Annotated in this window: 24 protein-coding genes; 9 read left to right on the forward strand and 15 right to left on the reverse strand. The window is 58.1% G+C overall.

Translation table 11 applies throughout. The annotated features are described in order from the left end of the window. The first annotated feature begins 66 nt into the window (after window positions 1-66). The gene (locus AB1J88_RS06790) at window positions 67-984 is read left to right on the forward strand and encodes a LysR family transcriptional regulator (RefSeq protein ID WP_086791248.1); all 918 of its coding nucleotides are present in this window, start codon (window positions 67-69) and stop codon (window positions 982-984) included. Between the two features lie 138 nt (window positions 985-1,122). Continuing rightward, window positions 1,123-1,536, forward strand: a complete 414-nt coding sequence (locus AB1J88_RS06795) for a nuclear transport factor 2 family protein (protein WP_182401144.1) — start codon at window positions 1,123-1,125, stop codon at window positions 1,534-1,536. Between the two features lie 199 nt (window positions 1,537-1,735). Here the strand turns inward: AB1J88_RS06795 and AB1J88_RS06800 are convergent, their stop codons facing one another. Continuing rightward, the gene (locus AB1J88_RS06800) at window positions 1,736-1,948 is read right to left on the reverse strand and encodes a hypothetical protein (protein WP_430290583.1); all 213 of its coding nucleotides are present in this window, start codon (window positions 1,946-1,948) and stop codon (window positions 1,736-1,738) included. 107 nt (window positions 1,949-2,055) lie between these two features. On the opposite strand from AB1J88_RS06800, the gene AB1J88_RS06805 reads away from it, so the two are divergent. The 3 genes from AB1J88_RS06805 (at window position 2,056) to AB1J88_RS06815 (ending at window position 6,156) form a co-directional block, all read left to right on the forward strand. Then, on the forward strand, window positions 2,056-3,510 hold the full coding sequence (locus AB1J88_RS06805; RefSeq protein WP_430290584.1) for a DUF1254 domain-containing protein: 1,455 nt from the start codon (window positions 2,056-2,058) through the stop codon (window positions 3,508-3,510). A 34-nt stretch (window positions 3,511-3,544) separates the two neighbouring features. Next, window positions 3,545-5,038, forward strand: coding sequence for a DUF1254 domain-containing protein (locus AB1J88_RS06810; RefSeq protein ID WP_108182726.1), 1,494 nt, complete (start codon window positions 3,545-3,547; stop codon window positions 5,036-5,038). A 68-nt stretch (window positions 5,039-5,106) separates the two neighbouring features. After that, window positions 5,107-6,156: a hypothetical protein gene (locus AB1J88_RS06815; RefSeq protein WP_198758069.1), complete on the forward strand. Its 1,050-nt coding sequence runs from the start codon at window positions 5,107-5,109 to the stop codon at window positions 6,154-6,156. Between the two features lie 111 nt (window positions 6,157-6,267). On the opposite strand, the gene AB1J88_RS06820 is transcribed toward AB1J88_RS06815, so the two are convergent. Then, entirely contained in the window at window positions 6,268-6,537 is a 270-nt protein-coding gene (locus tag AB1J88_RS06820) for a hypothetical protein (protein ID WP_108182725.1), read from the reverse strand. 284 nt (window positions 6,538-6,821) lie between these two features. Between AB1J88_RS06820 and AB1J88_RS06825 the strand changes: the two genes are divergently transcribed. Continuing rightward, window positions 6,822-7,073 carry a hypothetical protein gene (locus tag AB1J88_RS06825; protein ID WP_174376762.1) on the forward strand — a complete coding sequence of 84 codons (252 nt, stop codon included), beginning with the start codon at window positions 6,822-6,824 and terminating at the stop codon, window positions 7,071-7,073. 43 nt (window positions 7,074-7,116) lie between these two features. Here AB1J88_RS06825 and AB1J88_RS06830 read toward each other — a convergent pair whose 3' ends face one another. The 4 genes from AB1J88_RS06830 to AB1J88_RS06845 all read right to left on the reverse strand — a co-directional run bounded on the left by AB1J88_RS06830 (window position 7,117) and on the right by AB1J88_RS06845 (window position 13,221). Then, a complete protein-coding gene (locus tag AB1J88_RS06830; protein ID WP_430290585.1) occupies window positions 7,117-8,019 on the reverse strand; it encodes a bestrophin family protein in 903 nt (300 codons plus the stop codon). A gap of 164 nt (window positions 8,020-8,183) precedes the next feature. Further along, window positions 8,184-9,473 carry a carbohydrate porin gene (locus AB1J88_RS06835; RefSeq protein ID WP_108182723.1) on the reverse strand — a complete coding sequence of 430 codons (1,290 nt, stop codon included), beginning with the start codon at window positions 9,471-9,473 and terminating at the stop codon, window positions 8,184-8,186. Between the two features lie 105 nt (window positions 9,474-9,578). After that, window positions 9,579-11,984: a glucose/quinate/shikimate family membrane-bound PQQ-dependent dehydrogenase gene (locus AB1J88_RS06840; protein WP_430290586.1), complete on the reverse strand. Its 2,406-nt coding sequence runs from the start codon at window positions 11,982-11,984 to the stop codon at window positions 9,579-9,581. A 367-nt stretch (window positions 11,985-12,351) separates the two neighbouring features. After that, window positions 12,352-13,221 carry a LysR family transcriptional regulator gene (locus tag AB1J88_RS06845; RefSeq protein WP_430290587.1) on the reverse strand — a complete coding sequence of 290 codons (870 nt, stop codon included), beginning with the start codon at window positions 13,219-13,221 and terminating at the stop codon, window positions 12,352-12,354. A gap of 148 nt (window positions 13,222-13,369) precedes the next feature. Between AB1J88_RS06845 and AB1J88_RS06850 the strand changes: the two genes are divergently transcribed. Both AB1J88_RS06850 and AB1J88_RS06855 read left to right on the forward strand, forming a co-directional pair. Further along, window positions 13,370-14,353, forward strand: coding sequence for a hypothetical protein (locus tag AB1J88_RS06850; protein ID WP_430290588.1), 984 nt, complete (start codon window positions 13,370-13,372; stop codon window positions 14,351-14,353). Between the two features lie 56 nt (window positions 14,354-14,409). Further along, window positions 14,410-15,177 carry a sulfite exporter TauE/SafE family protein gene (locus AB1J88_RS06855; RefSeq protein ID WP_430290589.1) on the forward strand — a complete coding sequence of 256 codons (768 nt, stop codon included), beginning with the start codon at window positions 14,410-14,412 and terminating at the stop codon, window positions 15,175-15,177. A 52-nt stretch (window positions 15,178-15,229) separates the two neighbouring features. Here the strand turns inward: AB1J88_RS06855 and tspO are convergent, their stop codons facing one another. The 9 genes from tspO to AB1J88_RS06900 form a co-directional block, all read right to left on the reverse strand. After that, window positions 15,230-15,673 carry a tryptophan-rich sensory protein TspO gene (gene tspO, locus AB1J88_RS06860; protein WP_047294693.1) on the reverse strand — a complete coding sequence of 148 codons (444 nt, stop codon included), beginning with the start codon at window positions 15,671-15,673 and terminating at the stop codon, window positions 15,230-15,232. A gap of 56 nt (window positions 15,674-15,729) precedes the next feature. Further along, complete coding sequence (locus AB1J88_RS06865; RefSeq protein WP_430290590.1) at window positions 15,730-17,919, reverse strand: ATP-binding protein; 2,190 nt, start codon at window positions 17,917-17,919, stop codon at window positions 15,730-15,732. Window positions 17,920-18,078: 159 nt separating this feature from the next. Continuing rightward, entirely contained in the window at window positions 18,079-19,617 is a 1,539-nt protein-coding gene (locus AB1J88_RS06870) for a cryptochrome/photolyase family protein (protein ID WP_430290591.1), read from the reverse strand. Between the two features lie 25 nt (window positions 19,618-19,642). Then, window positions 19,643-19,948, reverse strand: coding sequence for a DUF6482 family protein (locus tag AB1J88_RS06875; protein ID WP_430290592.1), 306 nt, complete (start codon window positions 19,946-19,948; stop codon window positions 19,643-19,645). Between the two features lie 14 nt (window positions 19,949-19,962). Further along, complete coding sequence (locus tag AB1J88_RS06880) at window positions 19,963-20,673, reverse strand: SDR family NAD(P)-dependent oxidoreductase (RefSeq protein WP_430290593.1); 711 nt, start codon at window positions 20,671-20,673, stop codon at window positions 19,963-19,965. Beyond that, window positions 20,670-21,212, reverse strand: a complete 543-nt coding sequence (locus AB1J88_RS06885) for a DUF3833 domain-containing protein (protein ID WP_430290594.1) — start codon at window positions 21,210-21,212, stop codon at window positions 20,670-20,672. The genes AB1J88_RS06880 and AB1J88_RS06885 overlap by 4 nt, the downstream gene beginning before the upstream one ends. Before the next feature lie 106 nt (window positions 21,213-21,318). Then, entirely contained in the window at window positions 21,319-21,879 is a 561-nt protein-coding gene (gene folE / locus AB1J88_RS06890; protein WP_041063950.1) for a GTP cyclohydrolase I FolE, read from the reverse strand. A 238-nt stretch (window positions 21,880-22,117) separates the two neighbouring features. Next, window positions 22,118-23,242, reverse strand: coding sequence for an alkene reductase (locus tag AB1J88_RS06895; RefSeq protein WP_430290595.1), 1,125 nt, complete (start codon window positions 23,240-23,242; stop codon window positions 22,118-22,120). 95 nt (window positions 23,243-23,337) lie between these two features. Then, window positions 23,338-24,015, reverse strand: a complete 678-nt coding sequence (locus AB1J88_RS06900) for a type 1 glutamine amidotransferase domain-containing protein (RefSeq protein WP_430290596.1) — start codon at window positions 24,013-24,015, stop codon at window positions 23,338-23,340. Window positions 24,016-24,210: 195 nt separating this feature from the next. On the opposite strand from AB1J88_RS06900, the gene AB1J88_RS06905 reads away from it, so the two are divergent. After that, complete coding sequence (locus tag AB1J88_RS06905; protein WP_095669313.1) at window positions 24,211-24,804, forward strand: TetR/AcrR family transcriptional regulator; 594 nt, start codon at window positions 24,211-24,213, stop codon at window positions 24,802-24,804. The last annotated feature ends 39 nt before the right edge of the window (window positions 24,805-24,843 follow it).

The raw sequence follows: 24,843 nt of genomic DNA on the forward strand, positions 1-24,843 counted from the left end.
GAAGCTTATCGACGGGGAAAAACTTTCAAAATAGAATTGCCTGAAACCTATCGTTGCAGAAATGAAATGAGCAGACTTCCGGATTTCGAAGGGTTGGCAATGTTTGCCAAGGTGGCCGAAGAGGGCTCGTTCGCCGGCGCGGCGCGCGTCATGAGCGTGTCGGTGCCAACGGTATCGCGGGCGGTCGCGCGGTTGGAGGCGCGTTTGGGTGGGCGCTTGTTCAACCGTACGTCGCGGCAACTGGCGCTCACCGAGTTCGGCGCGAGTATGGCGGCCAAGGCGGGTGAGATTTATCGGCAGGCTGAAGAGGTAGAAAGCGAGGCTCAGGATTTATCGGTCCAGCCCCGCGGCCAAGTACGCTTGGCGATACCCATGTCGTTTGGCTTGCGTTGGGTGGCACCGCTGATGCCGCAATTGCTGCGCCAGTATCCCGAGCTGTCGATTGACTTGCACCTTTCAGATGCCTCGGTAGACCTGATCGCCGAGGGCTTCGATGCCGCCTTGCGCATCGCCGTATTGCCGGATTCCTCGCTGGTTGCACGGCGACTGTGTGCCGTCACTCAATACCTGGTCGCTTCACCGGCTTATCTGGACGCTCATGGCCACCCTGGCCACCCCCGCGAACTCGCGTCCCGCACGTGCCTGAGTTATGCCTACCGGGCCCGCAGCCAAGTGTGGCGGTTCACCCATAAAGACGGCAGCGAAGAAGACGTGGTGCCCAGCGGCCCGCTGAGGGTGACCAACTCGGATGCGTTATTGCCGGTGTTGCTTGAGGGCTTGGCTATCGCCGAACTGCCGGAATTTATCGCCAGCGAGTACTTGAAAGACGGGCGTTTGGTGGTGGTGTTACCGCAATGGAGCATGGCCCGTGGCGGTTTGTATTTCGTCACCCCCTCGGCGCGTACACGGCCTGTGAAAATCAAAGCGCTGTCGGACTTTTTTGCCGAACATTTAAGCCAGCCCGAATGGCGATGGCCGTCATGAGACGTTGCGCACATGGCTTTCAATTATGAAACGATGATTTTCATTAACGTCTGTTTTTGAAATCGAAGGGGTCCCTTAACGTAGTCAGGTCAGCACCTGCAGTGTGCTCGTCCCTTATGCGTTTCGGAGAAAGTCGTCATGAAAAATGCCGTGGAGTTACTGCAAAATTACCTGGATGCCATTCAGACGCCGTACCTGGCGGCAGCACTTTTCGCGGAGGATGGCGTGCTCGAGTTGCCGTACCTGGCGTCGCTGGGCATACCCCATCGCGTTCAAGGCCCTGCCGCCATCGAGGGATTCATCGGCTCGTTGCTCGGTAAAGTGCCGGATTTCAAATTTCGCAATGTGCGCTTTTTGATCGACACACCCGATCAGGCGTTTGCCGAATACAGCGTAGAGGCCTTGGTGCCTGCCACTGGGCGCCTCTACCGGCAAATGTACGCCGGCCGCCTGGTGGCCAAAGACGGCAAAATTCAGCTGCTGCGCGAATCCCTCGATACCGTGGCCGCTGCCAAAGCGTTCGCGCCGGATGATTCAGAGCGAGGCCAATAAGTCGCGATTATTCCGCTGTGGCGGGCAGGGATTGGCGCAGGTATGAGTGAAACCTCTATCGTCGTTCTTGGTTGATGGAGAAAGTCGAACGTCAGCGAATGGCTGAAGCGGACGTTTGACTTCATTCACTGACATTCCATCATTGCCAGTGGATCAGTTTCCTCAGTGGTCGTTCAAGCGCAGATAGTGATGCAGTTCTTCACTTATCACTTCGAGCGCCTTGGCGATCCGTGGCAATTACAGAAATGCTGATCGGCGTCCACAGCCCGGTTTCGACCGAGCGACGCAAGGCGGCTGAATGATGCCTTTCTTCCGTCGCGATCTTTATCAGAGTTCTTGCCTTCAGCTTGGAATGTCGGCCAAGAGCTGAGGAGCAGTTATCAGAAATGGAAATAGGATCGTAATTTTTCATACCTTTTCTGGCCGATCTCATTTCCTCTGCTAGTTTTTTCTAATGTTCAATCTGTCGCTGGAAGATTGATTCACTGAGAAACCGTCCCAAGCAAGGATGCCTTCTGTATGAACAAAACATCTTTATTCGCCAGCGGCCTGCTCGCGACTGCTGTATTGCTTGGCGCAGTTGCCGTGCAGGCACAGACTTCGCCAGTAGTGCAGGTATCCGGCCCCGAAGCCGATGTGAAGGTGACCGAAACTTACGTACGGATGATGGCGCGTGAGGCGTATTTCTGGGGTTGGCCGATGGCCAATATTTTCAACCGGCGGCAGAAATTCAAGGATCTGCCGGAGCCGGGCCTGATGGGCGGAATCGTGCCCGTAGCGCCGATCAATCATCTGTCGATGCTCACCGATTACATTTCCCCCGGCGAGAGGCTGGTGGCTTGTCCGAACCAGGACGTGGTCTACGGGGCGGGCAGCATTGCGTTGGATATCGAACCGGTGGTGATTCAGGTACCGGACTTCGGCGACCGATTCTGGGTCTACCAACTGGTGGACCTGCGCTCCGACAGCTTCGCCGAACTGGGCAAGATGTACGGCACCAAACCGGGCTTCTATCTGCTGGTGGGGCCGGACTGGAACGGCAAGGTGCCTGAGGGCATCACCCAGGTCTTTCGTGCAAAGACCAATACCGGTTTCGTGATCCCTCGGGTATTCCAGGACGATACGGCCGAAGATCGCAAGGCCATCCAACACTATTTGTCGGGCATCGACATGTACCCGCTGTCCAAATACGACGGCAAACTCAAGCAGCGTGACTGGAGCCAGTCGCCGAAATTCCCCGCCGAGGCGTCGGGTGACGAGGAAACGCGCTGGGTGCTCCCGGAAAAGTTCTTCGATGAGCTGCCGGCGATTCTCAAGGACGCCAAACCGCTGCCGGGAGAAGAGGCGCGCTATGCGCAATTGTCGGTACTGGCACAAATCGCTCAGCGCGATCCTGAGCTGAAAAAAGCCATGATCGACGAAGCGCAAAAGGCTGACAGCGAAGTGGTCAAGCCGCTGCTGCAGTTCCGCAATTACGGCCAACAGTTGCCACACCACTGGAGCACCATCAGCAACGGCGCAGCGTTTGGCACCGACTACTTCCTGCGCACGGCGGTTGCCCGTTCGAACATCTTCGTCAACAAACAGATCGAGACCAAGTACTTCTATCAGGATCTGGACGAGTCCGGCGTGCGGCTCAATGGTGCCCAGCGCTACAGCGTGACCTTCCCCAAAGGTGCGCTGCCACCGGTCAAGGGTTTCTGGTCGCTGACGCTGTACAACCAGCAGCATTTCTTCGCCGAAAACCCGTTGGGGCGTTATTCCCTCGGCACCAAGAACAAGTCGCTCAAGACCAACGCCGATGGCTCGCTGACGCTCTATGTGCAGAGCGATTCGCCGGGCGCCGACAAGGAAAGCAACTGGCTCCCGGCGCCGAAGGGCGCGGACTTTTCGCTCTACGTTCGCGCCTATTGGCCGGAAGCGGCCGCGATGAATGGCCAATGGACGCCACCGGCGGTGGTCAAGGTCAACTGAACCGATTTTCCAACTGCGTTCATAAGGACAGCCCATGAACCGTTTGCGCACCTCACTGACGGCCCTGGCCGTAAGCCTCTCCCTAAGCGGCCTCGCCGATGCCGCGACGCGCTATGAAGAACTGGCCAATCAGCCTTTTGAAAAAGGCTTCCCGACCGAAGCGACCGCACGCAGCATGATCGATGAGCTGGTGTTCCAGCGCGCCGTGCAGTCGTATCTGTGGGCCTTGCCGGCGATCAACATCTGGTCGATGAAGGAAGCGTCGGAGAAGCAGTTTGGCGCGGGCTACAACATCTTGCCGACCTGGAAAAAGCGCATCAACGCCAAGACCTTGGTGACCACGCCAAACTCCGATCTGGTCTACGCAATGAGCTATCTGGATCTGGCAAAGTACGGTCCGCTGGTGGTCGAAGCACCGCCCGGCGTGCAGGGCATGTTCGATGATTTCTTCCAGCGCCCGATTGTCGGGCCGACCATCGACGGCAGGACCTGGCGCGGTGACGTTGGCCTGGCCGGCCCCGACAAGGGCAAGGGCGGCACCTACGTGCTGCTCCCGCCTGATTACAAGGGGCCGGAGCCGACCGAGGGATTCGTCTACCGTTCGCGCACCAACAACGTGTTTCTGTTCTGGCGCACCTTCTTCAAGGACCCGAAAGACCTTAGCGTGCCGGTGGCCGAAGTCGAGCGCACGAAGATCTATCCGTTGGGCAAGAAGGACTCAGCCCGGCCGATGCAATTCCCCGACGCTACCGGCGCACCGATCAACATGCTGTTCCCCGAAGACGGCCGCTACTTCGACATGCTGTCGCGCTTTATCGACGCCGAAGCTGTCGATCCAGCGGACATGGACATGCGCGGCTTCTTGCACACCCTTGGCATCGAGAAGGGCAAGCCCTTCGCCCCGGATGCCGAGCGACGCAAGTTGCTGGATGACGCCGCGCGCACCGCGTTCAAAATGAGCAAAGTGGTGACCAGTCACTTGCTGTACAAAGAGCCGGGCGGTCTGTACTACAAGGATCGCCAATACGTGAACACCTTCGCCGGGGAGAACACCGAGTTTCAATCCAGCGGCAGCTTCACCAATCTCGAGCAGCGCGTGGCGTTCTTCACCTCGGCCTATTCGGACAGTCCGGGTATGGTCATGAACATGGTCGGCGCCGGTGCCAAGTATCCCGCGACGACCCGAGACGCCGAGGGCAAGTTTCTCGACGGCGCCCAGACCTACAAGCTCAACCTTCCGGCCAATGTCCCGGCGGCGTTGTTCTGGTCGGTCACCGCCTATGACAACTTGACCGCCTCAGGTCTGGACAATGGTCAACCGTTCCCGTCCCTCAATCAGATGGATAAACCGGCGCAGAACAGCGACGGCTCCACCGACATCTACTTCGGGCCGAAATCGCCAGGTGAAGGCAAGAACTGGATCAAGACCGTACCGGAGAAAGGCTTCCTGGTGATCGTGCGGCTGTATGGGCCGAAACAGGCGTTTTTTGACCAGAGCTGGAAGCCAAGTGATCTGATCAAACAATAGAAGCTCCCCGGACGTGAACACTTGGACCCTGCGCCTTCAGTACGCCTGGTGAAATGGAGTGCAAATCGATGCAATCGATAAGGATTCGATCAGGTTTGACACTCTGCGCGGCCGTGCTCAGTGGCATGGCCTGTGCCGCCAGCCCTCTGCCGGAATTGGCTTCCCCGCCAGTTGCAGGGGCCAAGGTCGATCCGGAAAAGTGTCACCAGCTACAACAGGACTTCGACATTGACCTGAAAGAAGTGGTCAAGGCCGGCTGCGAGCCGTCCACCGAACAGATATCCAGACTGATGGACAATCCGGTAGGCAACCTTGTCCTGCTGTTCAACCAATACGATTACACCGCCCTCAAAGGACCGCACAGCAACGGCACACGGATGCTCGGTAAATACAGTTTCATGCCGACCTTTCCGATTTCTCTTGGCGAAGACTGGAACCTGATCAACCGCCTGCCGATCAGCTACGTCAGCGCCCCGGTCAACCGCAAGGCCGGTAATCTGATCGGCATGGGCCCTAACGAGATTCTGCACGATCGCGGTGACTTCACCTCGGTTGTACAGGATCCGTTCGAGCGCACCAGCGGCTTCGGTGACCTGGCCTACGTCGGCGTGTTCTCGCCCAAGGAACCGATCCGCTTTGCTGGGGGTGGCAAGATGGTCTGGGGGTTCGGCCCGACCGCGATGTTTCCGACTGCCGAAGAAGACGTGCTCGGCACGGGCAAATACTCGCTGGGCCCGGCGTTCGTCGCCGCGTACCTTGGTCCGGACTGGACCCTTGGCGTTTTCCCGCAGCACTGGTGGTCGGTTGGCGGTGATAGCAAGCGCAAGGATGTCAGTCTGACCAATGTGCAGTATTTCATTCAGCGAGCGATTCCAGGGCCGGAACAGTGGCGCATCGGCATGACCCCCAACGTAACGGTCAACTGGAAGGCCGAGGGCGGTAATAAAGTCACGTTTCCGATCGGTATCGGTGCTGGGCGAATCTTCAATTTCGGCAAGTTGCCGGTGAGAATTTCCGGGGAAATTCAGTACTCGGCGATTCATCCGGATGACCTGATCAGCAGCCGCTGGAATTTCCGGCTGTCGTTCATTCCGGTCATACCTACCTTTATGTTTTGAGGATTACCCCAAGCCGGGGCGTGCATTTAGGCGCATCAGAGCGGAGGGTTTTTGAGGCAGGCGCTGGTGCGTGCTCAGCACATAAGTCACGCACCAGACTCGTTTGAATAATTACCACTGACCGCTTCCGAGACAGGCGATTATTTCCCAGCCACTGAATTCCCACCAGGAATAGCGCTCATCGGAGCAACTTCTGGCCAGACTGGCCGTCTGGATTTCTCCGGCTTTTCGCTGGGTTGAGAAAGGCGTGTCAATCGAGGCGGTCGCCTGCTTGACCGTCTGTGGAGCAGTGATGGTCGTTGGATGCACGGCAGCGTTTGTGACGGTTGCGGCGAAAGCAAGCGTCGCGCAGATGGCCAGAGTTGTCATGGGCTTTTTCATGTTCGAATCCTTTCAGTTAACTGACAGCGGGCTTATACAGCGGCCCCGACCTGCCTTCTGAACAGATCGGGCATTCGCGTAATGTGACGCCAGAAAAGCCTATCACTGCGCTATCTCCAGAACAGTCGCACAACTGTGCTATTGACAACTTGTTGAACGGCCAGTCTTCGTCAAGGGCGCTGGATCGAGTCAAATAATCTGAACCCCGCCCGAACGCTCACGCCTAACGATCAGCTTGTGTTCATTCGCGCAGGCCTGGTGCCAATACCGGCACATTCCGAGAGGTGGTCAACGTGGCTAAAGACGAGAAGAAAAGCAAAAAAGACGATGCTTCGAAAGCCAGCAAGGACTTGAAAGACAAAAAGTCCTCGCCGGAAAAGAAATCGGCGGCAGCCTCCACGCTTTCCAAGTCTTCCGACAAGAAAGACAAGAAGAAAGACGCCGAACCGAAAAAGTCTGCCAAGAAAGCCGATAGCAAGCCGGAAAAGGCCAAGGATGCAAAGAAGGCTGACAAGCCGGCGAAAAAGAAAAAGTAATACCTGCGACTCGCCAGGGCGTCATGCCCTGGCGTGCATGTGTTTAAACAGTCTCTTCAACCCTGCGCGCATCCCCCAATGAATCACGCTGCATCGACTGCAGGTTTTTCTCGATGGTTTCGCACAGAGCCTCCATCTGAATCTGGTGCTCACTATGGCGAAAAGGGCTTTGCAGGTCGGTGCCGATGCGCTCGATGGCCAGCAGCATGAAGCCCACCACGGTCGAGGCGAGCGGGGTGAACCAGCCCAGCGACTCTACCAGCCCCACCGGCACAATCAGGCAGAACAGCGAGATAAACAGGCGCGGGAAATACACGTAAGGGTAAGGCAGCGGGGTATTGGCGATCCGCTCCATCCCGCCCTGACTGTTGGACAGCTCGACCATGGTCGATTCCAGCCGCGCCAGACGAATGCTGTCCAGACGCCCGCCCTTGTATTCCCGGGCCAGCAACGATGCAGAGCCGGTGAGGATGTCGTTGGCGAAGTTGTTGGTGGTGCCACTGCGGGCGAACTCATCTGCCGGGATAAACGCGCGGACCTCCTCCGGGCAAGGCTGACCTTGCAGGTGCGCGGCGAGGCAATTGACGTACGCCACATGGCGGCGCAACAGCGTCGCCTTCACCGGGTTGATTTCGTTTTGCGGATCATCCAGCAGCGTCAGCACCTGCCGGGCGAAGCTGCGCGAGCTGTTGATCATCATGCCCCACAGCGTGCGCGCTTCCCACCAACGGTTGTACGCGCTGCTGTTGCGGAAACTGATCAGCACCACCAGCGCTGAACCGAGCAGCGTCAGCGGCATCAGCGGCAGGTTGATCTTGGCGTTGAGGAACAACATGAAGTCGACGGTGACGGCGATGTCCCAGAGCAACAGCCAGAACAGCGACCAGCCCACGTAGCCCATGGTCTTGATGATCAGACGGTATTTTTTGACGATGGCAGCTTTCAAACGGAAACCTCGTGGCGAGCGGTAAGCGTTAACGCCCTAGCTCCGACGCAGGTTTGGGGGTAAAGGTTCGGTGTTGACTGAGCATCTTGGTTACGACAATTGTCAGGCAATAAAAAACCCGGTCATTACGCCGGGTTTTTTATTGCCTGCAGTTCTGCCAGAAGTCAGAGCGAAGCTTTCACCTGCAAGCCAAACACCAACGCATTGTCGATGTCCTGCCCGGAAAAGGCCCCCGGCTCGATGATGTATTGCAGGTTCGGGCGCAGTGTCAGCCAAGGCGTGGCCTGGTAGCCGTAGCCGAGTTCGATCAACTGCTCGCCACTGTCCAGGTTCGGGAACTGCGTGCCGTTGGCCATGGCGGCGTCCTGCTGCACGTCGCGGCTGCGCGGGTTAGGCACGGCGCGGCCGTAGCCCAGGGCGACGGTGTCACGCGGGCGACCTTCGAACGGTTTGTACAGCACCAGACCGGTGCCATACCACTTGCTGAATGGCGAAGCCGCCTCGCTGGCTGCCGAGTATTGGCCGAACGCATGCAGGCTGCGGCCCTCGGACGATTGCGAACTCCATACCGCCTGATCAATCAGCAGGTAATGCCCGCCACGCCCGGAGACTTCTTTGTCGCTGCCGATGCGTTTCACGTCCGAGCTGTCGTAGTAGTAACCCAGCTTGTATTCGCCGGGCAATTGGCCCGCGTGCTTGTACACCAGCTCGATCGGCACCACGGTGCCGGTGGTGTGTTTAGGGCCCAGATGCCAGGCGCGGCTGGAGTTGCCGTTGCTTTCCGGGTCGACGTTGAACGCGGCCACGCGCAGTTGCCACGAGGACGACAAGTCGTACTTCACCCGCACGCCCAGGTGCGCGTTGGGGTAGTTGGTCCAGCCACTGCCGCCGGACATGTTCAGCGGATGGCCGCAGAAACCGGCGTTCATGAAGTTGCACAGAATGCCGCTGTCGAGGCCGCCGAGGTCGTTGCCCATGGCCATGTAGCCGAGTTTTACGTTGAGCGCCGGGGTGAACAGACTGCGCTCGTAGCTGAGTTCCGTCAGTCGGGTGTAGAGGCCGCCGTAGTTTTCCTGGATCGGCAGACGGTTACCAACCAGGTCTTCGGAGGCGCTGTTGCCGCGTCGGTCGTTGATGGTCAACTGGACCTTGCCGGCGTTCTCCACGCCATACAACTTGCTCAGATCAAACTGGGCGCCGAGCTTGATGTTCTGCGAGTAACGGCCGGAGCGATGCAGGCCGCCATCGGCGTTGTAAGCCATTTCACCGGTGTAATCGCCGGTGAACTTGATCCCGTCCTGGTCCATCTGGTGACGCAAGCCACCCCAGTCACCGGTCAGGGTGTTACGGGTCAACAGGTTTGCATCGGTATCGGCGAAGGCGGGCAGGGTGGCGCTGCAGGTCAGGCCCAACAGCACGCCGTTGACCCAGCCGTTACGAGTAAAACCAAACATGGAGATCTTCCTGCTCAAAGCGGTAGCAATATCGGAAAGCGGCGCGGCACCCTCAGGTGCCGCGCGCAAAAAGAAAGCGCCCGTGTTCAACACGGGCACTGCGGTTTACGGCAAGGCGTAAGCCATCACGTAGTCGCCGCGATCGGTCGACTGACGCGCGCCGCCAGCGGTGACAACGATGTACTGCTTGCCGGTTTTCGGCGAAACGTAGGTCATCGGACCGCCCTGGCTGCCGACCGGCAGACGCGCTTTCCAGATTTCCTCGCCGTTGCCGCTGTTGAAGGCGCGCAGGTAGAAGTCCTGAGTACCGGCGATGAAGATCAGGCCACCTTGAGTTGACAGGGTGCCGCCCAGGGTTGGCAGGCCAATCTTGATCGGCAGGTGCATGCGGATGCCCAGGGGACCGGTGTCTTCAACGGTGCCAACCGGAACCTGCCAGGCGACTTTCTGGGTCTTCATGTCGATCGCGGTCAGGGTGCCGAACGGTGGCGCCTGGCAAGGAATGCCGGCCACCGACAGGAAGCGGTTTTTGTTCACCGCATACGGCGTGCCTTTGAGCGGTACCGCGCCCATGCCGGTGTTCAACGCTTCGCCACCGGACGAGGCTTGAGCCTTGTTCTGCGACGGAATCATCTGGATCCACAGACCCAGGCGCATGTCGTTGACGAAGATGAAACCGTGGACCGGGTCAGTGGAGAGGCTGCCCCAGTTCATACCGCCCAGCGAACCCGGGAAGCTCAGCGATTTGTCGGTACCCGGCGCGGTGTACAGGCCGTCGTAACGCATCGATTTGAAATCGATCCGACACAGCAACTGGTCGTACGGGGTGGCGCCCCACATGTCCGACTCAGTCAGGTGCTGGGCACCGATCTGCGGCATGCCCACCGATTTCGGCTGGGTTGGCGAGTACGGTTCGTTCGGGATGTTCGCGGCTTTGACCGGGACTTCTTTAACGTCGGTCAACGGCTTGCCGGTGGCGCGGTCGAGCACGTAGATCTGCCCAGCCTTGGTGCCGATGACCAGCGCCGGAACGGTTTTGCCGTCCTTGGTGAAGTCGATCAGGCTCGGCTGCATCGGCAGGTCGAAGTCCCAGAGATCGTTGTGCACGGTCTGGAACACCCAGCGTTCATCACCGGTGGTGGCGTCCAGCGCGAGCACCGAGGCGCCGTAAGTGTGATCGAGTTTGCTACGCTCGACACCATAGATGTCGGTGGACGAGCTGCCCATCGGCAAGAACACGGTGTTGGTCGCCGGGTCGTAGGACATTGGCGCCCAGCTGTTCGGCGTGCTGCGCACATACGTGCTGCCATCGGCCGGGGCCTTTTTATCCTGCGGGTTGCCCGGGTCGAACGCCCAGCGCATGGCGCCGGTGATCACATCAAAACCACGGATCACGCCACCCGGCATGTCGGTTTGCACGTTGTCGGCCACACGACCGCCGACCACCACGGTGGTACCGGCCATCAGCGGAGCGGAGGAGAGCTGATAGTAGCTGTCCGGCACATCGCCCAGACCGGCCTTCAGATCAACCTGACCGTTGTTGCCGAAACCCTGGCAGAACTCGCCGGTGTCGGCATCGACCGCGATCAGGCGAGCGTCGATGGTGTTGGTCAGCAGACGGCGCTGGCAATTGGCGACAGGCGCCGGTTTGGCTTCGATGATGCTCGAATTGCTTGGCTGAGCGATGGCCTTGGTGGCATCGAAATAGGCCATGCCACGGCAACGCTGCCAGACTTTCGATTTGGCGTTGATCGCGTTCTTCCACAGCTCTTTGCCGGTGTCGGCATCCAGCGCGATCAGGTTGTTGTGCGGGGTGCAGATGAACACCTTGTTGCCGATTTGCAGCGGGGTGAGCTGGTCTTCGGCACCGTTGCCATCGCTCTCGGCGACGTCACCGGTGTGGTAGGTCCACGCCACTTTCAGTTTGTCGACGTTGTTGCGGTTGATCTGGTCCAGCGCAGCAAAGCGGCTGCCGCCTTCGGTATTACCGTAATGCGCCCAGTCTTTTTGCGCCTTGTCTGGCTCAACCGGCGTCAGGCCCGGGCCCGTGCCGGTGGCAGCGACAGTCGGATGCGCGACGAACATATTGCCGGCAGCCACCGCCAGCCCCACGGCCAGGACAGCGGCAACGCCGTAAGCGGCACGCCCCGGCACGCCACCGTTGGCACGCTTGAGCAGCGGGTAGACCAGCGCCACCACCAGGCCTACGGCGCTGAACATGAACAGGCGCGAGAACACCGGCCAGAACACCAGCCCGGCATCGCTCACCGCCCAGATTGCGGTCCCGACCAGAAATGCCGCGAACAGCCAGGCGCCGGCCGTCTTGAAGCGAGCGATCAGCAGACCGGAAACGGCCATCACCAGACCGCCCACGAGGAAGTACCACGACCCTCCCAGGCTGACCAGCTTCACTCCGCCAGCCGCAAGTGCCAGGCCGAGCAGGGCGATGATCACCCCCAGCCCGACCAGAATGAATTTTGATATGCCCGAGAGGCGTTGACTCTGCTTCACGTTGAATGTCCCGTTGAAATGAGGCGTGCATTATATAGTTAGGTAACTACCTAGTTAAATCACTAATTCAGAATGAAGCATAGAACAACGCCGCTACGCGGGTTTGCGGGCAGGCGTGAGCGCTCACGGGACCGGCAAGGGCTGGTCGAGCGTGAGGCAAAGTCGCTATATCGACTGAACAAATGGGATTTTTGACAGGTATAAATCAAAAGGAGGGAGAGTGAATCGATAAACGCCGATTCGACGTGCCAGGCATCAACCGACGTACGGCTGCTGCCGTTTCGACTCACGAGAACGAAGGCAAAGAAAGGACAACACCCCGGGCAGGCACTGAGATCAGTGGGCGCGCAAAACTGTAAAAATGACGTCAGACGTCCTTGAATTCCTCTACGAGCAGCTCCGCAAATTTTTCTTTTGCTCGATGAGGTCCACTGTTTTTATTCCATATAAAATAATTCTGTATTGGGTACAGGTCGTCAAATACATGGCCGCTTATGTCACCGATCCTGCGAAACTGTTCAAAAACGCCTCTGGGCACTAACGAAACACCCGCTCTAGAGCTGACACACCCAAGAATGGTGCCGTAACTGGCGATGCTTGTTATAGGACTAACAACACCATGCGCTTGCAGCCAGTTTTCCAGCGCCTTTCTATAAGGACAGCCCTCAGGCCACATGAATATATCCGTGCCACTCAAGTCCTGCGGATTATGCACGTGTCCCGCAGCTGAAGAGGCAATCAATACCAGTTCTTCCTTGTAGATTTCGATACTTTCAATATCAGGATGATCCTGATTGACAGCAATGATGGCACCGTCGAGTTTATGATCAACCACATCATTCAATAACTGCGACCAGTCACCGGTGCTGAACTGCATTTGCACAGACGGATAGAGTTGATGAAACTTTGAAAGCAACTTGGGCAGTCTGCCGGTGGCCGATGACTCTATTGCCCCGATCTTCAAGAGTCCTGACGGCGCCGCCGCAGGATCGAGCGCTCTTTGTGATTCCTGGCACAAAGACAGGATTTTGTTTGCATACCCAAGAAATAATCTACCGGAAGGGCTGATAACAAGCCCCCGACCTTTCCTGATAAACAAAGATACCCCAAGTTCTTTTTCCAGAAGTTTGATTCTGTTGGTAATGTTGGACGGCACACAGTGCAGTAATTCAGAGGCGCGAATGATACTTCCGTGATCCGCTACAGTCTTGAACATAGTAAGTTGAGAAAGCTCCATGCCATTGCTCACTTATAATGAAGGGTTTGATCATTATAAGTCACTTGTCGAAACCCTTCAAGTCACATATTGTTTAAAGCCTGATCTGATTGTGGAAGTTTAAATCAGCGGATTAACTCGGCATATCTTTAGGGAGAAGGATAAGCTCATGAGCTCAACCATGTTGCAGAGTCGCGTTGACGCATTTAATAGTTACAGATCCATGCAAGAGTTTGGTGAAGCTTTTATAGACGCTCTGCCAAAGCACATCAGGAATTTGAAAATACCTGGTCGAGTGATATTGCAGAATCAGCGCAGACAGCCCGTATTGGCAAACGTCACGCATATCCCTGACATTCAGGATGCCATGCTGGAAGTGCTTAATCATCCCATTACCCAGGATGCCCAGCGCCATGCCGAGAACGCATTTGAAGCGTTTCTTGAAAAGGCCGCAATGGATTCGGCTGTTCTGAAATTCTTTAATGGATGGAATGAAACACATAAAACCACCAGCTTGGTCTCTGCAAAAATAATTATGCGACTCTCAGCAGACGCGCTATCCGTATCTGCTGAAAGACACATCGAATATCTGAATGTCATGGCACACATGCATGAAGTTGCGAAAGACGACTTCGGGCTCGGGCACCCTGGGCATGATGGCATGTTCGAATACATGACTTCAGCTTTTAACGCGACTGCCTGGATTGAAAATCAACACAAAGTTCGAGAATGCAATGAATTCTCAGATTTTCTTTACAGTACTGGAGTCTCAGAACACAAATCAGCTCTGAATTCGATAGAGCACAAGAGTTCAATCATGGATGCCATGATGGTTTCTATCGCTTCAGAACTTTGGAATGGTCGTGAATATAATTTCATCGCTCAGTACATTGAAGCCAAGTTGCTTGAAGTCAATCCTCTGCTAAAAACGGATGTTCAAGCTCTACGTAACGCTAAAGGTTACGTGATGGGGCACTCAGGCGAAGTCGAAAACAAACATGGTCTTCATGCGTTGGCCGCCGCGCAAGCGTACGGTCGAGCGATGGATATACCTTTCAAGCTCGGTCGCATGAAAGGCATCATGCTCAACTATAATGAGCGCGTAGGAAGAGCTTTCGAGGCCATGCATCGATATCTTACTGCGGAAAATTAACCTGGAGGATGTTGTGATACTTTGCGGAGAACTTCAGTCCCGAAAGGATCTCCTGAATGGATTTTGAACAAGCGTTGTTCGCTTTAGGCTTTTTTGCATTCTGTGGTGGTTTGATAGATGCAGCGGTAGGTGGTGGCGGGCTTGTACAGCTGCCAGCACTTTTGCATGCGCTTCCTCAATATAGTTTGGCAACCGTATTTGGAACCAATAAGCTGGCAGTTCTTGCGGGCAATCTTTCTTCGATATACAGCTATACCAAAAGAATAAAAATTGTCTGGAAACTGATGTTGCCCACCATGCTGTCGGCATTCGTTTTTGCGTTCATTGGCGCGTTTTCAGTGTCAATCGTTCCCAAAAAAACCATGGAGTTCGTTGTTTTTTTTGTTTTGATAGCGATGGCGATCTATACGTTCGCGGAAAAAAGATTAGGCCTGATCAGCACTGAATTTCATTGCGGAACAAAGGAAATTGCGTGGGGCATTTTTTTTGGTGGCTTGATTGGTTTTTATGACGGCGTCTTCGGTCCGGGTAGCGGCAGCCTTCTGCTATTCATTTTCGTAAAATATTTTGGCTTTGATTTTTTAAATGCCTCCGCCTCCGCAAAGCTGGTCAATCTGGGCACGTTCTGCGCCGCGCTCATGTTTTTTGTACCAACGGGAAATGTTCTGTGGGCTGTAGGTGGCGTCGTAGCACTGTGCAATATTGCCGGCTCGCTGACTGGCGTTTTTCTGGCACTGCGGTATGGCAGTGGCTTTATTCGGATCTTTTTCCTGATTCTGCTGGTTTTCCTGATTGGCAGAATGGGGCTGTCTCTATTTTCATAGATGAAATCCAGCCCCCTTCAGCACTCCAATGAACATTGGCTGGTGCGCTTGATCACCCACGGTTGTTGCGCAAAATCGAGAAATTCAACGCCGCCGCCACACACAACCAGGCCAGATAAGGAAACAGTATCAGCCCAGTGATCACATCCAGGCGCATCGCCAGAAACACCATTGCCGCGACTACTAGCCACAACACCAACAGAATCACCATGGCGGCCAATACCTGATGCGCGCCGAAGAACACCGGCGTCCACAACGTATTCAAGGCAATCTGCGCCGCCCACAGTGCCAACACGGTCTGACTGCCGGGAATCAGGCTCAAGCGATAACCGGCCCAGGCCAGCAATAGATAGATAATCGTCCAGGCCACCGGAAACGCCCAATTGGGTGGGGTAAATCCGGGTTTATTCAGTCCTTCGTACCATGGCCCGGGTTTGAAAATCACCCCGGTACTCGCTGCAGCGCCGCACGCGATCAGGAAAATCAGAAACGTCATCATTTATCACTCCTTGGCCGCAGCCACTCTCTCTGGATTCGTACCGCCGCAGCGGATTATTCGGACTTCGTCGCCATCAGGTCACTGACCCGCGCCACCAGCGTGTCGACGGCGAAAGGCTTGGTCAGCACCTGCATGTCCGGGCCAAGCTGACCGGCACCAATCACCGCGTTTTCCGCGTACCCGGTAATGAACAGGGTCTTCAGGTTCTGGCGGATTTCCCGGCCGGCATCGGCCAGTTGCCGACCGTTCATGCCACCCGGCAAGCCGACGTCGGTGATCAGCAAGTCGATGTGAATGTCCGAGCGCAACATCTTCAGCCCGACCACGCTGTCAGCAGCCTCTATCAAGGTGTAGCCGAGATCGCCGAGCACGTCAGTCAGCAGCGCACGCACCGTAGGCTCGTCGTCCACCACCAGAATGGTCTCGCCTGCCTTGGGCACGGCGGCCGGCGCGTTGTCCTTGTGATCCTGATTCGGCAGCGGTTCGCCATGATAGCGAGGCAGATAAATGCACATTTCTGTGCCCCGGCCGACCTGCGAATGCACGCGCACCTGGCCGCCGGATTGCTTGGCGAAACCATAGATCATCGACAGTCCCAGCCCCGTGCCCTGGCCCAGCGGTTTGGTGGTGAAGAACGGGTCGAAGGCCTTGGCGATGACATCGGCGGTCATGCCGGTGCCGGTATCGGTCACGCACAGGCACAGGTATTCGCCCTCTGGCATGTCCAGGGTGCGCGCGGTCTCGCCGTCCAGCGTGCGGTTGGCGGTTTCGATGGTGATGCGCCCACCGTCCGGCATCGCATCGCGCGCGTTGATGCACAGGTTGAGCAGAGCATTCTCCAACTGACTGGCATCCACCAGCGTTGGCCAAAGCCCCGGCGCGGCGCGGGTTTCCAGGACGATGCTGGGGCCAACCGTACGCTGGATCAGTTCGGTCATGCCGGTCATCAGCGTGTTGACGTCGGTGGGGCGCGGATCGAGGGTTTGGCGTCGAGAGAACGCCAGCAGCCGGTGGGTCAGGGCGGCCGCACGCTTGACCGCGCCCTGGGCGGTCATCATGTATTTGTCGACTTCGTTCAGCCGTCCCTGGCTGATGCGTGCGCCCATCAACTCCAGTGCGCCGGAAATGCCGGCCAACAGATTATTGAAGTCATGCGCCAGGCCCCCGGTCAGTTGGCCGACGGCTTCCATTTTCTGTGACTGACGGAGTTTCTCTTCGGCTTGCATCAATTCTGCGGTGCGCGATGAAACGCGCTGCTCCAACGTATCGTTGAGCGCGCGCAATGCAGCAATGGCGCGGTCGCGCTCCGCTTCGACATTGCGCCGCTCCTCGACATCGATCAGTACACCGGGAAAGCGCAGCGGCGTTCCATCGTCTGCACACTCAACCCGGCCGTTGGCCTCGATCCACGGGTACTTGCCGTCTGTGCGACGCACGCGGTACTGATGAGAGTAGGCGCCACCACGGCCGATGGCTTCGTTGATCGCGCTGGTCAGTCCATCGCGGTCTTCGGGATGCACGGTCACCATCACTTGTTCGAGGCTGAGCCCTTCGCGGCCCAGCGCCGGGTCGAGGTCAAACACCCGGGCGAATGCTTCGTCCACGGCGAAACGATCGGTGAGCAGATCCCAGTGCCAGGTGCCGATAATGGCGCCGGCGGCGAGCGCCAGTTGCACACGCTCGACGTTCTCCCGCGCGATGGCCTCGCTGGCTCGCAAACGCTCCTCGGCGTCACGCCGCTGGGTGACGTCGTTGAACAGAATGGCGATCTGCCGGTCGGCCGGATCGCCGACACGCACGGCGCGCACGTCGAACCAGCGCTCGAAGGTGTTGGCGTAATTCTCGAAGTTCGCCGGTTCCCCGGTCTTGGCCACATGGCCGTAGGTTTCAAACCAGAAGCTTTCCAGATTGGGCGCGAACTCGGTCACCCATTTGCCGCGCAGGTTGACGCCGCACTGGTGTTCGAACGCCGGGTTGGCTTCGACGAAGTAGTAATCGACCGGCTTATCGTCAGCGTCGAACTTGACCTTGACGATGGCAAACGCCGATTCGATGGTTTCCAGAATGGTGATGAAGCGAGCCTCGCTGCGGGCGAGGGCGTCCCGACTGGCTTGCAGCTGCGCCGCCATGTCGCGCTCGAGGTCAACGTCCTGTGTGTCGACCTGAGTGCTTTGAAGCGCCGCACGCAATCGCCTGACTTCTGACTCGAGCGCTTCGCGACTAAGGTGTTCAAGGGTATCCATGTGACCTGCTTTGTTGAATGTTCAAGGGCTGGCTGCATAGAGCGCGTAAGCACAACACGAGCAGTGGACATTGCGCTCGCGGAGGACTCGAGCGCCGATCATCCGTTGACCGGGCGGGTTGTGCTTAAGTTTCACCACCGGCGCAAGCGAGCGTTCATTTCAGATCGATTCGCCGTTATCCAGACGCGCCAACAGGTTCTGCCCGCGTTGCCACAGTGCCTCCTGTTTGGCTGACGGCATGCGGTCGAGGTTCTTGTACATCATCGCCATGCGCTGATTGCCGCGCAGCTGTTCACCGTGGCGCATCAGAAAATGCCAGTACAACGCATTGAACGGGCAGGCATTGTCCGCGGTACTTTCGCTGACCTTGTAGGCGCAGCCGCGGCAGTAGTCAGACATGCGATTGATGTATTGGCCACTGGCGCAATAAGGTTTGGAACCGAGATAGCCGCCATCGGCATGCATGACCATGCCCAGCGTGTTGGGCAACTCGACCCAGTCGAAGGCGTCCATGTAGATCGCCAGATACCATTCGCAGATCTGGCTCGGCGCAATGCCGGCGAGCAGGGCGAAATTGCCGGTGACCATCAGCCGCTGAATGTGGTGCGCATAGGCATGCTGCAGACTCTGGCCGATGGCCTGGCGCATGCAGTTCATCTGCGTGGCACCGGTCCAGTAGAACTCTGGCAGTGCACGGCTGTTGCCGAAGGCGTTGCCCAGTGCGTAGTCCGGCATTTTCAGCCAGTACACGCCGCGCACGTATTCCCGCCAGCCGATCAGTTGCCGAATGAAGCCCTCGGCGGCATTCAGGGCAATCCTGCCGGCCCAATAGGCCGACTCGACGTCGCTGCACAACCGCCGCAAATCCAGCAGGCCGATATTGAGCGCGGCGCTGATGCGTGCATGAAACAGGAACGGCTCGTCACTGGCCATGGCGTCCTGATAGTCACCGAAACCCGCCAGGCCATAATCCAGAAAATAGTCCCACAGCGCCTGCGCGTCGGCATGGGTGACCGGGTAATTGAAATCATCGAGTGCACCGTAGTGCTGGCTGAAGCGCGCCTGCACCAGATCCAGCACCTCGCGGGTGATGGCGTCGTTACTGAAACGGATCGGGTAGGGGGCTTTCACACCTTTGGGCAGGGACTTGCGATTCTCGGCATCGAAGTTCCAAGCACCGCCCACCGCCGTGCCATCGCCATTGAGCAGCAAGCGACTCTTGCGGCGCATCTCGCGATAAAAGAACTCCATGCGCAACTGTTTTTTCCCCGCAGCCCAGGCGGCGAACTCGGCGCGACTGCACAAAAAACGCGAATCGGCGTGCCAACAAACGGGCAGGCCACAATCCTTGATCGATTGTTCCAGGCGCCAGTCACCGCACTCGGTGACGTGTACTTGCTCGACCTGCAAGCGCTGTTGCCAACGGCGTAATTCCCCCGGCACCGAACCGCTGTTGTGCGGATCATCCAGCGTCACATATTCGACACGAATGCCCTGGTCTCGCAGCGACTGGGCGAAGTGGCGCATGGCGCTGAAGATCAGGGCAATCTTTTGCGGATGGTGCGGTACATGGCTGGCTTCTTCCATGACCTCGACCAGCAGCACGGTGTCGCGCTCGCTGTCGAGCGTCTGCAAGGAGGCCAGATCGAACGACAACTGATCGCCCAGCACCAGGCACAACCGACGATTCGGGTTCATTCAGTGCAGTCCGGCAGGATTCGTTTCATAACGACGTGGCCAGCGAAAACGGAATGCGCAGCTCTTCGACCGGCCCGGTATTACGGCCACACATTTCGTCGTGCACGCATTGCTGCACCAGCACGCATGGGAATGCCGGCACGGTCTGCAGCAAGTCACGCAGATGGGTGATTGAACGCAGGTGCATCGGTTTGGCCGCGTCGTCGAGCAAGGTGAACTGACCGTGATCCAGGCGAACCCGGGCCAGATAAAAACCACCTTCGAGCGACAGCAACTCCAGCTCACGAATTTCGCTGTTGGCCGCGCGTTCGGTCAGGGTTTGCAGATTCATGCTTCACTCCTTGCCTACCAGGGCAGGCGTTGTCCATCGTAGGCAAAGAACTGGCCACTGTCGGCCGGCGTCAACTGGTCAATCAGGTTCAGTAGCTGCTCAGCGGCAACGTCCGCGGGTCGGGCGCTGGATGCCCCGCGAAAAGGTTGCGACAACCCCGACACGACCGTGCCCGGGTGCAGACTCAGCAAGCGGCTTTGCGGGCGGGTGCGGGCCAGTTCGATCGCTGCGGTCTTGATCAGCATGTTCAGCGCCGCCTTGGAGGCGCGATAGGCGTACCAGCCGCCCAATCGGTTGTCGCCGATGCTTCCAACCTTGGCCGAGAGCATCGCCATCGCCCCTTGGGGATCAAGCAGCGGCAGAAAATGCCGCAACACCATCGCCGGCCCCAGCGCGTTCACTTGAAACACGGCTTGCAGCGCATCGGCCTCGATCGCGCTGTAGCTCTTTTCCGGCTTGATCCGCTCTCGATGCAGCAGGCCCGCAGCGTGCACGATCAACTGATAGGGCGCTTGCGCGGCCAGTTCGGCGGCGGCGCTGGCGATCGATTCTGGCTGCTCGAGATCCAGCGCTGGAACGGTATGGCGCCCCAGTTCACGAACGCCGGCACAGCGCGGGTCCTGACTGAGCTGCTGGCAAAACGCGCGGCCGATGGCGCCACTGGCGCCGATCACCAGGGCACGATAATCATCGCCCAGGGACGTCATGCTGAACGCGCTGTTCATTGACTGACTCCGGCACCCTGACGGCGGAAGAACAAGGTCACCTGGCCAACTTCAACCCCGAGCTTGGACATGCGGGTGCGATTGATCAGCGTGTCCTCGTCCATCTGGTACATCCAGTCGTCCATGCTCATTTCATAGGTCGAGCCATCAACCGGCAGGTTCAGGCGATACCGCCAGTGCAGCGCATTGCCGGCCACCTGACCTGTGGCGACGCCCACTACATCACCCGCGCGCCCGCTCCAGCGTCCCTGGCCCTCGGGCGTCAGGGTCCAGACGCGGCGCTGGCGCGTACCGTCGCTGTACAGGAAGCGCTCATCAAGAATCAGGTTGTCACCTTCACGATGGCTGACGATGTTGACCTCGAAGCGCATGACCACTTCCCCGGAACGCTTTTGAAACATCCCCCAGGCTTTCACCGGCTGGCTGAAAAAGCGCTGCAGATCCAACGCCGGTTGCTGATCGGCGTAGCGACTGACATCCACGCTGCCGCAGCTCGCAACGCCGAGTATCAGAGCCAGCAAGAGCACAATTCGGGTCATTGACGTTCTCCCTGAAGGCACAGGCAGGAGGGTGAAATTGGAAAGATCATGCTTGTACAGCCTACTTTCGCTGTACAGGTTTATCGTACCCATCGAGGGTCGAACATCAACTTCGCCGCCCGATCAATTGCAGGAACTCTTGACGCGTGGTGGTGCTGTCACGAAACGCGCCGAGCATCACCGAGGAGGTCATGACCGAATTCTGCTTTTCAACGCCGCGCATCATCATGCACATGTGCCTGGCCTCAATGACCACGGCCACGCCGGCGGCATCGGTGATCTGCTGGATGGCCTCGGCAATTTGCCGGGTGAGGTTTTCCTGGATCTGCAGGCGCCGGGCGAACATGTCCACCACGCGCGCCACTTTCGACAGCCCGAGCACCCTGCCGGTGGGGATGTACGCCACGTGCGCCTTGCCGATGAAAGGCAGCATGTGGTGCTCACACAAGGAATAGAGCTCGATGTCACTGACGATGACCATCTCATCGCTTTGCGATTCGAACAGTGCGCCGTTGGTGACGTCTTCCAGGCTCATCGTGTAGCCGTTGCACAGATACTGCATCGCTTTGGCCGCACGTTTGGGCGTGTCGAGCAGACCTTCACGCTCGGGGTTTTCTCCGACGCCGACGAGAATTTCACGGTAATGGCTGGCTAGTAGTGGGTTCATTCAGAGGACTCGCAGCAGTGCTGTGCGTGAGGGCCAATCCGTAGCGCAAGAGTTGTACGCAATTAAGTTAGTTGTATAGGTTTTACTCAAGATAGGCTGAAAAAATCCGCCTGACAATCAATCGGCAATCTTTTTTATGCAGATGCGAACACCTCACATCGCAGCGTGCGAGGTCGCGCGTTTGGCGCAGAGGGGAAAGCGCTCCCGGGCAGTGGGAGCGCTGGGCGAATTCGCGGAATTATTCGCTGTAGGTCGGGTAATCCACATAGCCTTCGGCATTGCCGCCGTAGACCGTGGCGGGGTTCAGCGGATTGAGCGGCCAGTCATTGGCGATGCGCGCCGGCAGGTCCGGGTTGGCCATGAACGGCCGACCGAACGCCACCAGGTCCGCCAGCCCCGATTCGAGCAATTGCGCTCCGGATTCAGCGTTGTAGCGTCCGGCGTAAATGACGGCGCCGCTGAAGGTGTCGCGCACTGCGCGCCGGAATGTTTGCGGCATCGCGGGCGCGTCGTCCCAGTCCGCCTCGGCGATGGACAGGTAGGCAATCCCCACATCCTCAAGCACCTTGATCGCTTCGATGTAAGTAGTGTGCGGGTCTTCCTCGACCATGCCCAGATAAGTGCGCGCTTCATCGGTGGTGGTGAACAGTGGCGCGAACCGCACGCCGACTTTTTCCTTGCCGATGCACTCGGCGACACCCGACACCACTTCGCGCAGAAAACGCAGGCGATTGTGCAGCGAGCCACCGTATTGATCGGTGCGCACATTGCTGTGCGCAGAAATGAACTGGTTCACCAGATAGCCGTTGGCACAGTGCAATTCGATCCCGTCAAAACCGGCATCCATCGCATTGCGCGCCGCCTGAATATAAAGCTGAACCAGTGCCTGGACTTCATCGGTGCTCAGCGCTCGCGGTGCGGATGGCTTGACCAGCTCCCCAGCGCCCGGCGTGGTTTCAATGAACACGCTGACCCGTTCAGTCGCGATGGCGGAAGCGGATACCGGGGCCGCGCCGTCGGGTTGCAATGCGGTGTGGGACACACGTCCGACGTGCCACAGCTGGGCGAAGATCACGCCGTTCCGGGCATGAACCGCTTCGGTGACAATGCGCCATCCGGCAATTTGTTCAGGTGTGTGAATGCCGGGGGTCCAGGCGTAGCCCTGACCGCGAGGCTCGATCTGCGTGCCTTCGGTCACCAGCAGACCGGCGCCGGCGCGCTGCTGGTAATACTCGGCCATCAATGCGTTGGCGACATTGCCCGGTTGCGTGCTGCGCTGGCGGGTGAGGGGCGGCAGGACGATGCGGTTTTTCAGGGTGTGCTGGCCCAGGGTGAAAGGCGTGAAGAAAGGGCTGTTTTTCATGAAGTTCCTGTTTTGGCCTTATTAGACCAGTCGACTAGTAATGCGGCAAAAAAACACCGTGCGTGATGCGCACGGTGTCTGGGAGGCTCGGTGGCTCAGGCCAACAGCTTCAACAGCTTTTCAGCAACGGCTGCCGAGCTGGCAGGGTTTTGACCGGTCACCAGTTGGCCATCGGTCACCACGTGAACCTGCCAGTCAGCCGCTTTGGCGTAGCGCCCGCCAAGACGCTGGAATTCGTCCTCGATCAGGAACGGCACGACATCGGTCAGGCCCACAGCGGCTTCTTCAGCGTTGGTGAAACCGGTGACGTCCCGGCCTTGAATCAACGGTTTGCCATCGGCAGCCGTGACGTGGCGCAGCACGCCCGGCGCATGGCAGACGAACCCGTGGGGTTTGTTGCTGCGGTCGAAGGCTTCGATCAGTGCGATCGAGTGTTTGTCCTCGGCCAGATCCCACAGCGGGCCATGGCCACCCGGGTAGAACACAGCATCGAAATCCTCAGCGCTGACATCCGCCAGGCGCCCGGTGTTGGCCAGTGCCTGTTGGGCAGCAGGGTCCTTGCGAAAGCGCTCGGTTTCAGCGGTTTGCGCATCGGGCTCATCGCTTTTCGGATCAAGCGGCGGCTGGCCGCCAGCCGGCGATACCAGAGTGATCTGTGCACCGGCATCCTTGAAGGCGTAGTAGGGGGCCGCGAACTCTTCGAGCCAGAAGCCGGTTTTCTTGCCGGTGTTGCCAAGCTGATCGTGGGAAGTCAGAACCATCAAGATTTTCATAGAGCGCCCTGTGGTGGTCGGGTGTCCTCGACGGGTTCGTCTGCGACACCTTGGAAGGAATGACGGGCACAGCATAGATTCATATTAGACCGGTCGTCTAGTAAATTTTTACGGCCGTGTTTCCACGCGATCACTGTGGCAAACTCCTGCTCATCAGAAATATACGACTGGTCTAATGTTTGGTATTTTGCGCCCATGAAACCGACCTACGACGATACCCGCCAACACCTGCTCGACACCGGCCACCGCATGATGGCCGAAAAGGGCTTCACCAGCGTTGGCCTGAGCGAGATCCTGCAGACCGCCGGTGTGCCCAAGGGCTCGTTCTATCACTACTTCAAATCCAAGGAACTCTACGGCCAGGCGTTGCTGGAGGATTACTTCGTCGGCTACCTCGCAGATATGGAGCGACGCCTGACACTGCCGGGGCTCAGTGCCTATGAGCGGCTGATGGATTACTGGCAGGGCTGGCAGAACCGCTGCACCCTGGAAGGTCACGGCGATGAATGCCTGGTGGTCAAGTTGAGCGCGGAAGTCGCCGACCTGTCCGAGTCGATGCGCCTCACCTTGCGTGACGGCGCCGAGCGCATCGTTGCGCGGATCACGACGTGCCTGGAAGAAGGGCAGCTGGATAAAAGTGTGCCGGATGCTGATGCTCGTCAGCTGGCAGAAACCCTTTACCAGCTCTGGTTGGGCGCCAGTCTGCTGAACAAGCTGCAGCGCACCGGGCAGTCATTGCAGACCTCGATGGTGATGACGAAGCGGCTTTTGCAGCGGCCCTCAAACTGAAGCGCCAGGCCTGTTGAGCGCCCCCGATTCTGGTGGCCT

The organism is Pseudomonas sp. S8, assembly GCF_050473925.1.
In the GTDB taxonomy this organism is placed as follows: Bacteria; Pseudomonadota; Gammaproteobacteria; order Pseudomonadales; family Pseudomonadaceae; genus Aquipseudomonas; species Aquipseudomonas parakoreensis.

Excerpts from the sequence above, each read along its gene's own strand:
- AB1J88_RS06790 (WP_086791248.1), top strand. The coding sequence starts at position 67 with ATGAGCAGACTTCCGGATTTCGAAGGGTTGGCAATGTTTGCCAAGGTG.
- AB1J88_RS06795 (WP_182401144.1), top strand. The coding sequence starts at position 1,123 with ATGAAAAATGCCGTGGAGTTACTGCAAAATTACCTGGATGCCATTCAG.
- AB1J88_RS06800 (WP_430290583.1), bottom strand. The coding sequence starts at position 1,948 with ATGAAAAATTACGATCCTATTTCCATTTCTGATAACTGCTCCTCAGCT.
- AB1J88_RS06805 (WP_430290584.1), top strand. The coding sequence starts at position 2,056 with ATGAACAAAACATCTTTATTCGCCAGCGGCCTGCTCGCGACTGCTGTA.
- AB1J88_RS06810 (WP_108182726.1), top strand. The coding sequence starts at position 3,545 with ATGAACCGTTTGCGCACCTCACTGACGGCCCTGGCCGTAAGCCTCTCC.
- AB1J88_RS06815 (WP_198758069.1), top strand. The coding sequence starts at position 5,107 with ATGCAATCGATAAGGATTCGATCAGGTTTGACACTCTGCGCGGCCGTG.
- AB1J88_RS06820 (WP_108182725.1), bottom strand. The coding sequence starts at position 6,537 with ATGAAAAAGCCCATGACAACTCTGGCCATCTGCGCGACGCTTGCTTTC.
- AB1J88_RS06835 (WP_108182723.1), bottom strand. The coding sequence starts at position 9,473 with ATGTTTGGTTTTACTCGTAACGGCTGGGTCAACGGCGTGCTGTTGGGC.
- AB1J88_RS06845 (WP_430290587.1), bottom strand. The coding sequence starts at position 13,221 with ATGGAGCTTTCTCAACTTACTATGTTCAAGACTGTAGCGGATCACGGA.
- AB1J88_RS06850 (WP_430290588.1), top strand. The coding sequence starts at position 13,370 with ATGAGCTCAACCATGTTGCAGAGTCGCGTTGACGCATTTAATAGTTAC.
- AB1J88_RS06855 (WP_430290589.1), top strand. The coding sequence starts at position 14,410 with ATGGATTTTGAACAAGCGTTGTTCGCTTTAGGCTTTTTTGCATTCTGT.
- tspO (WP_047294693.1), bottom strand. The coding sequence starts at position 15,673 with ATGACGTTTCTGATTTTCCTGATCGCGTGCGGCGCTGCAGCGAGTACC.
- AB1J88_RS06865 (WP_430290590.1), bottom strand. The coding sequence starts at position 17,919 with ATGGATACCCTTGAACACCTTAGTCGCGAAGCGCTCGAGTCAGAAGTC.
- AB1J88_RS06870 (WP_430290591.1), bottom strand. The coding sequence starts at position 19,617 with ATGAACCCGAATCGTCGGTTGTGCCTGGTGCTGGGCGATCAGTTGTCG.
- AB1J88_RS06875 (WP_430290592.1), bottom strand. The coding sequence starts at position 19,948 with ATGAATCTGCAAACCCTGACCGAACGCGCGGCCAACAGCGAAATTCGT.
- AB1J88_RS06880 (WP_430290593.1), bottom strand. The coding sequence starts at position 20,673 with ATGAACAGCGCGTTCAGCATGACGTCCCTGGGCGATGATTATCGTGCC.
- AB1J88_RS06885 (WP_430290594.1), bottom strand. The coding sequence starts at position 21,212 with ATGACCCGAATTGTGCTCTTGCTGGCTCTGATACTCGGCGTTGCGAGC.
- folE (WP_041063950.1), bottom strand. The coding sequence starts at position 21,879 with ATGAACCCACTACTAGCCAGCCATTACCGTGAAATTCTCGTCGGCGTC.
- AB1J88_RS06895 (WP_430290595.1), bottom strand. The coding sequence starts at position 23,242 with ATGAAAAACAGCCCTTTCTTCACGCCTTTCACCCTGGGCCAGCACACC.
- AB1J88_RS06900 (WP_430290596.1), bottom strand. The coding sequence starts at position 24,015 with ATGAAAATCTTGATGGTTCTGACTTCCCACGATCAGCTTGGCAACACC.
- AB1J88_RS06905 (WP_095669313.1), top strand. The coding sequence starts at position 24,211 with ATGAAACCGACCTACGACGATACCCGCCAACACCTGCTCGACACCGGC.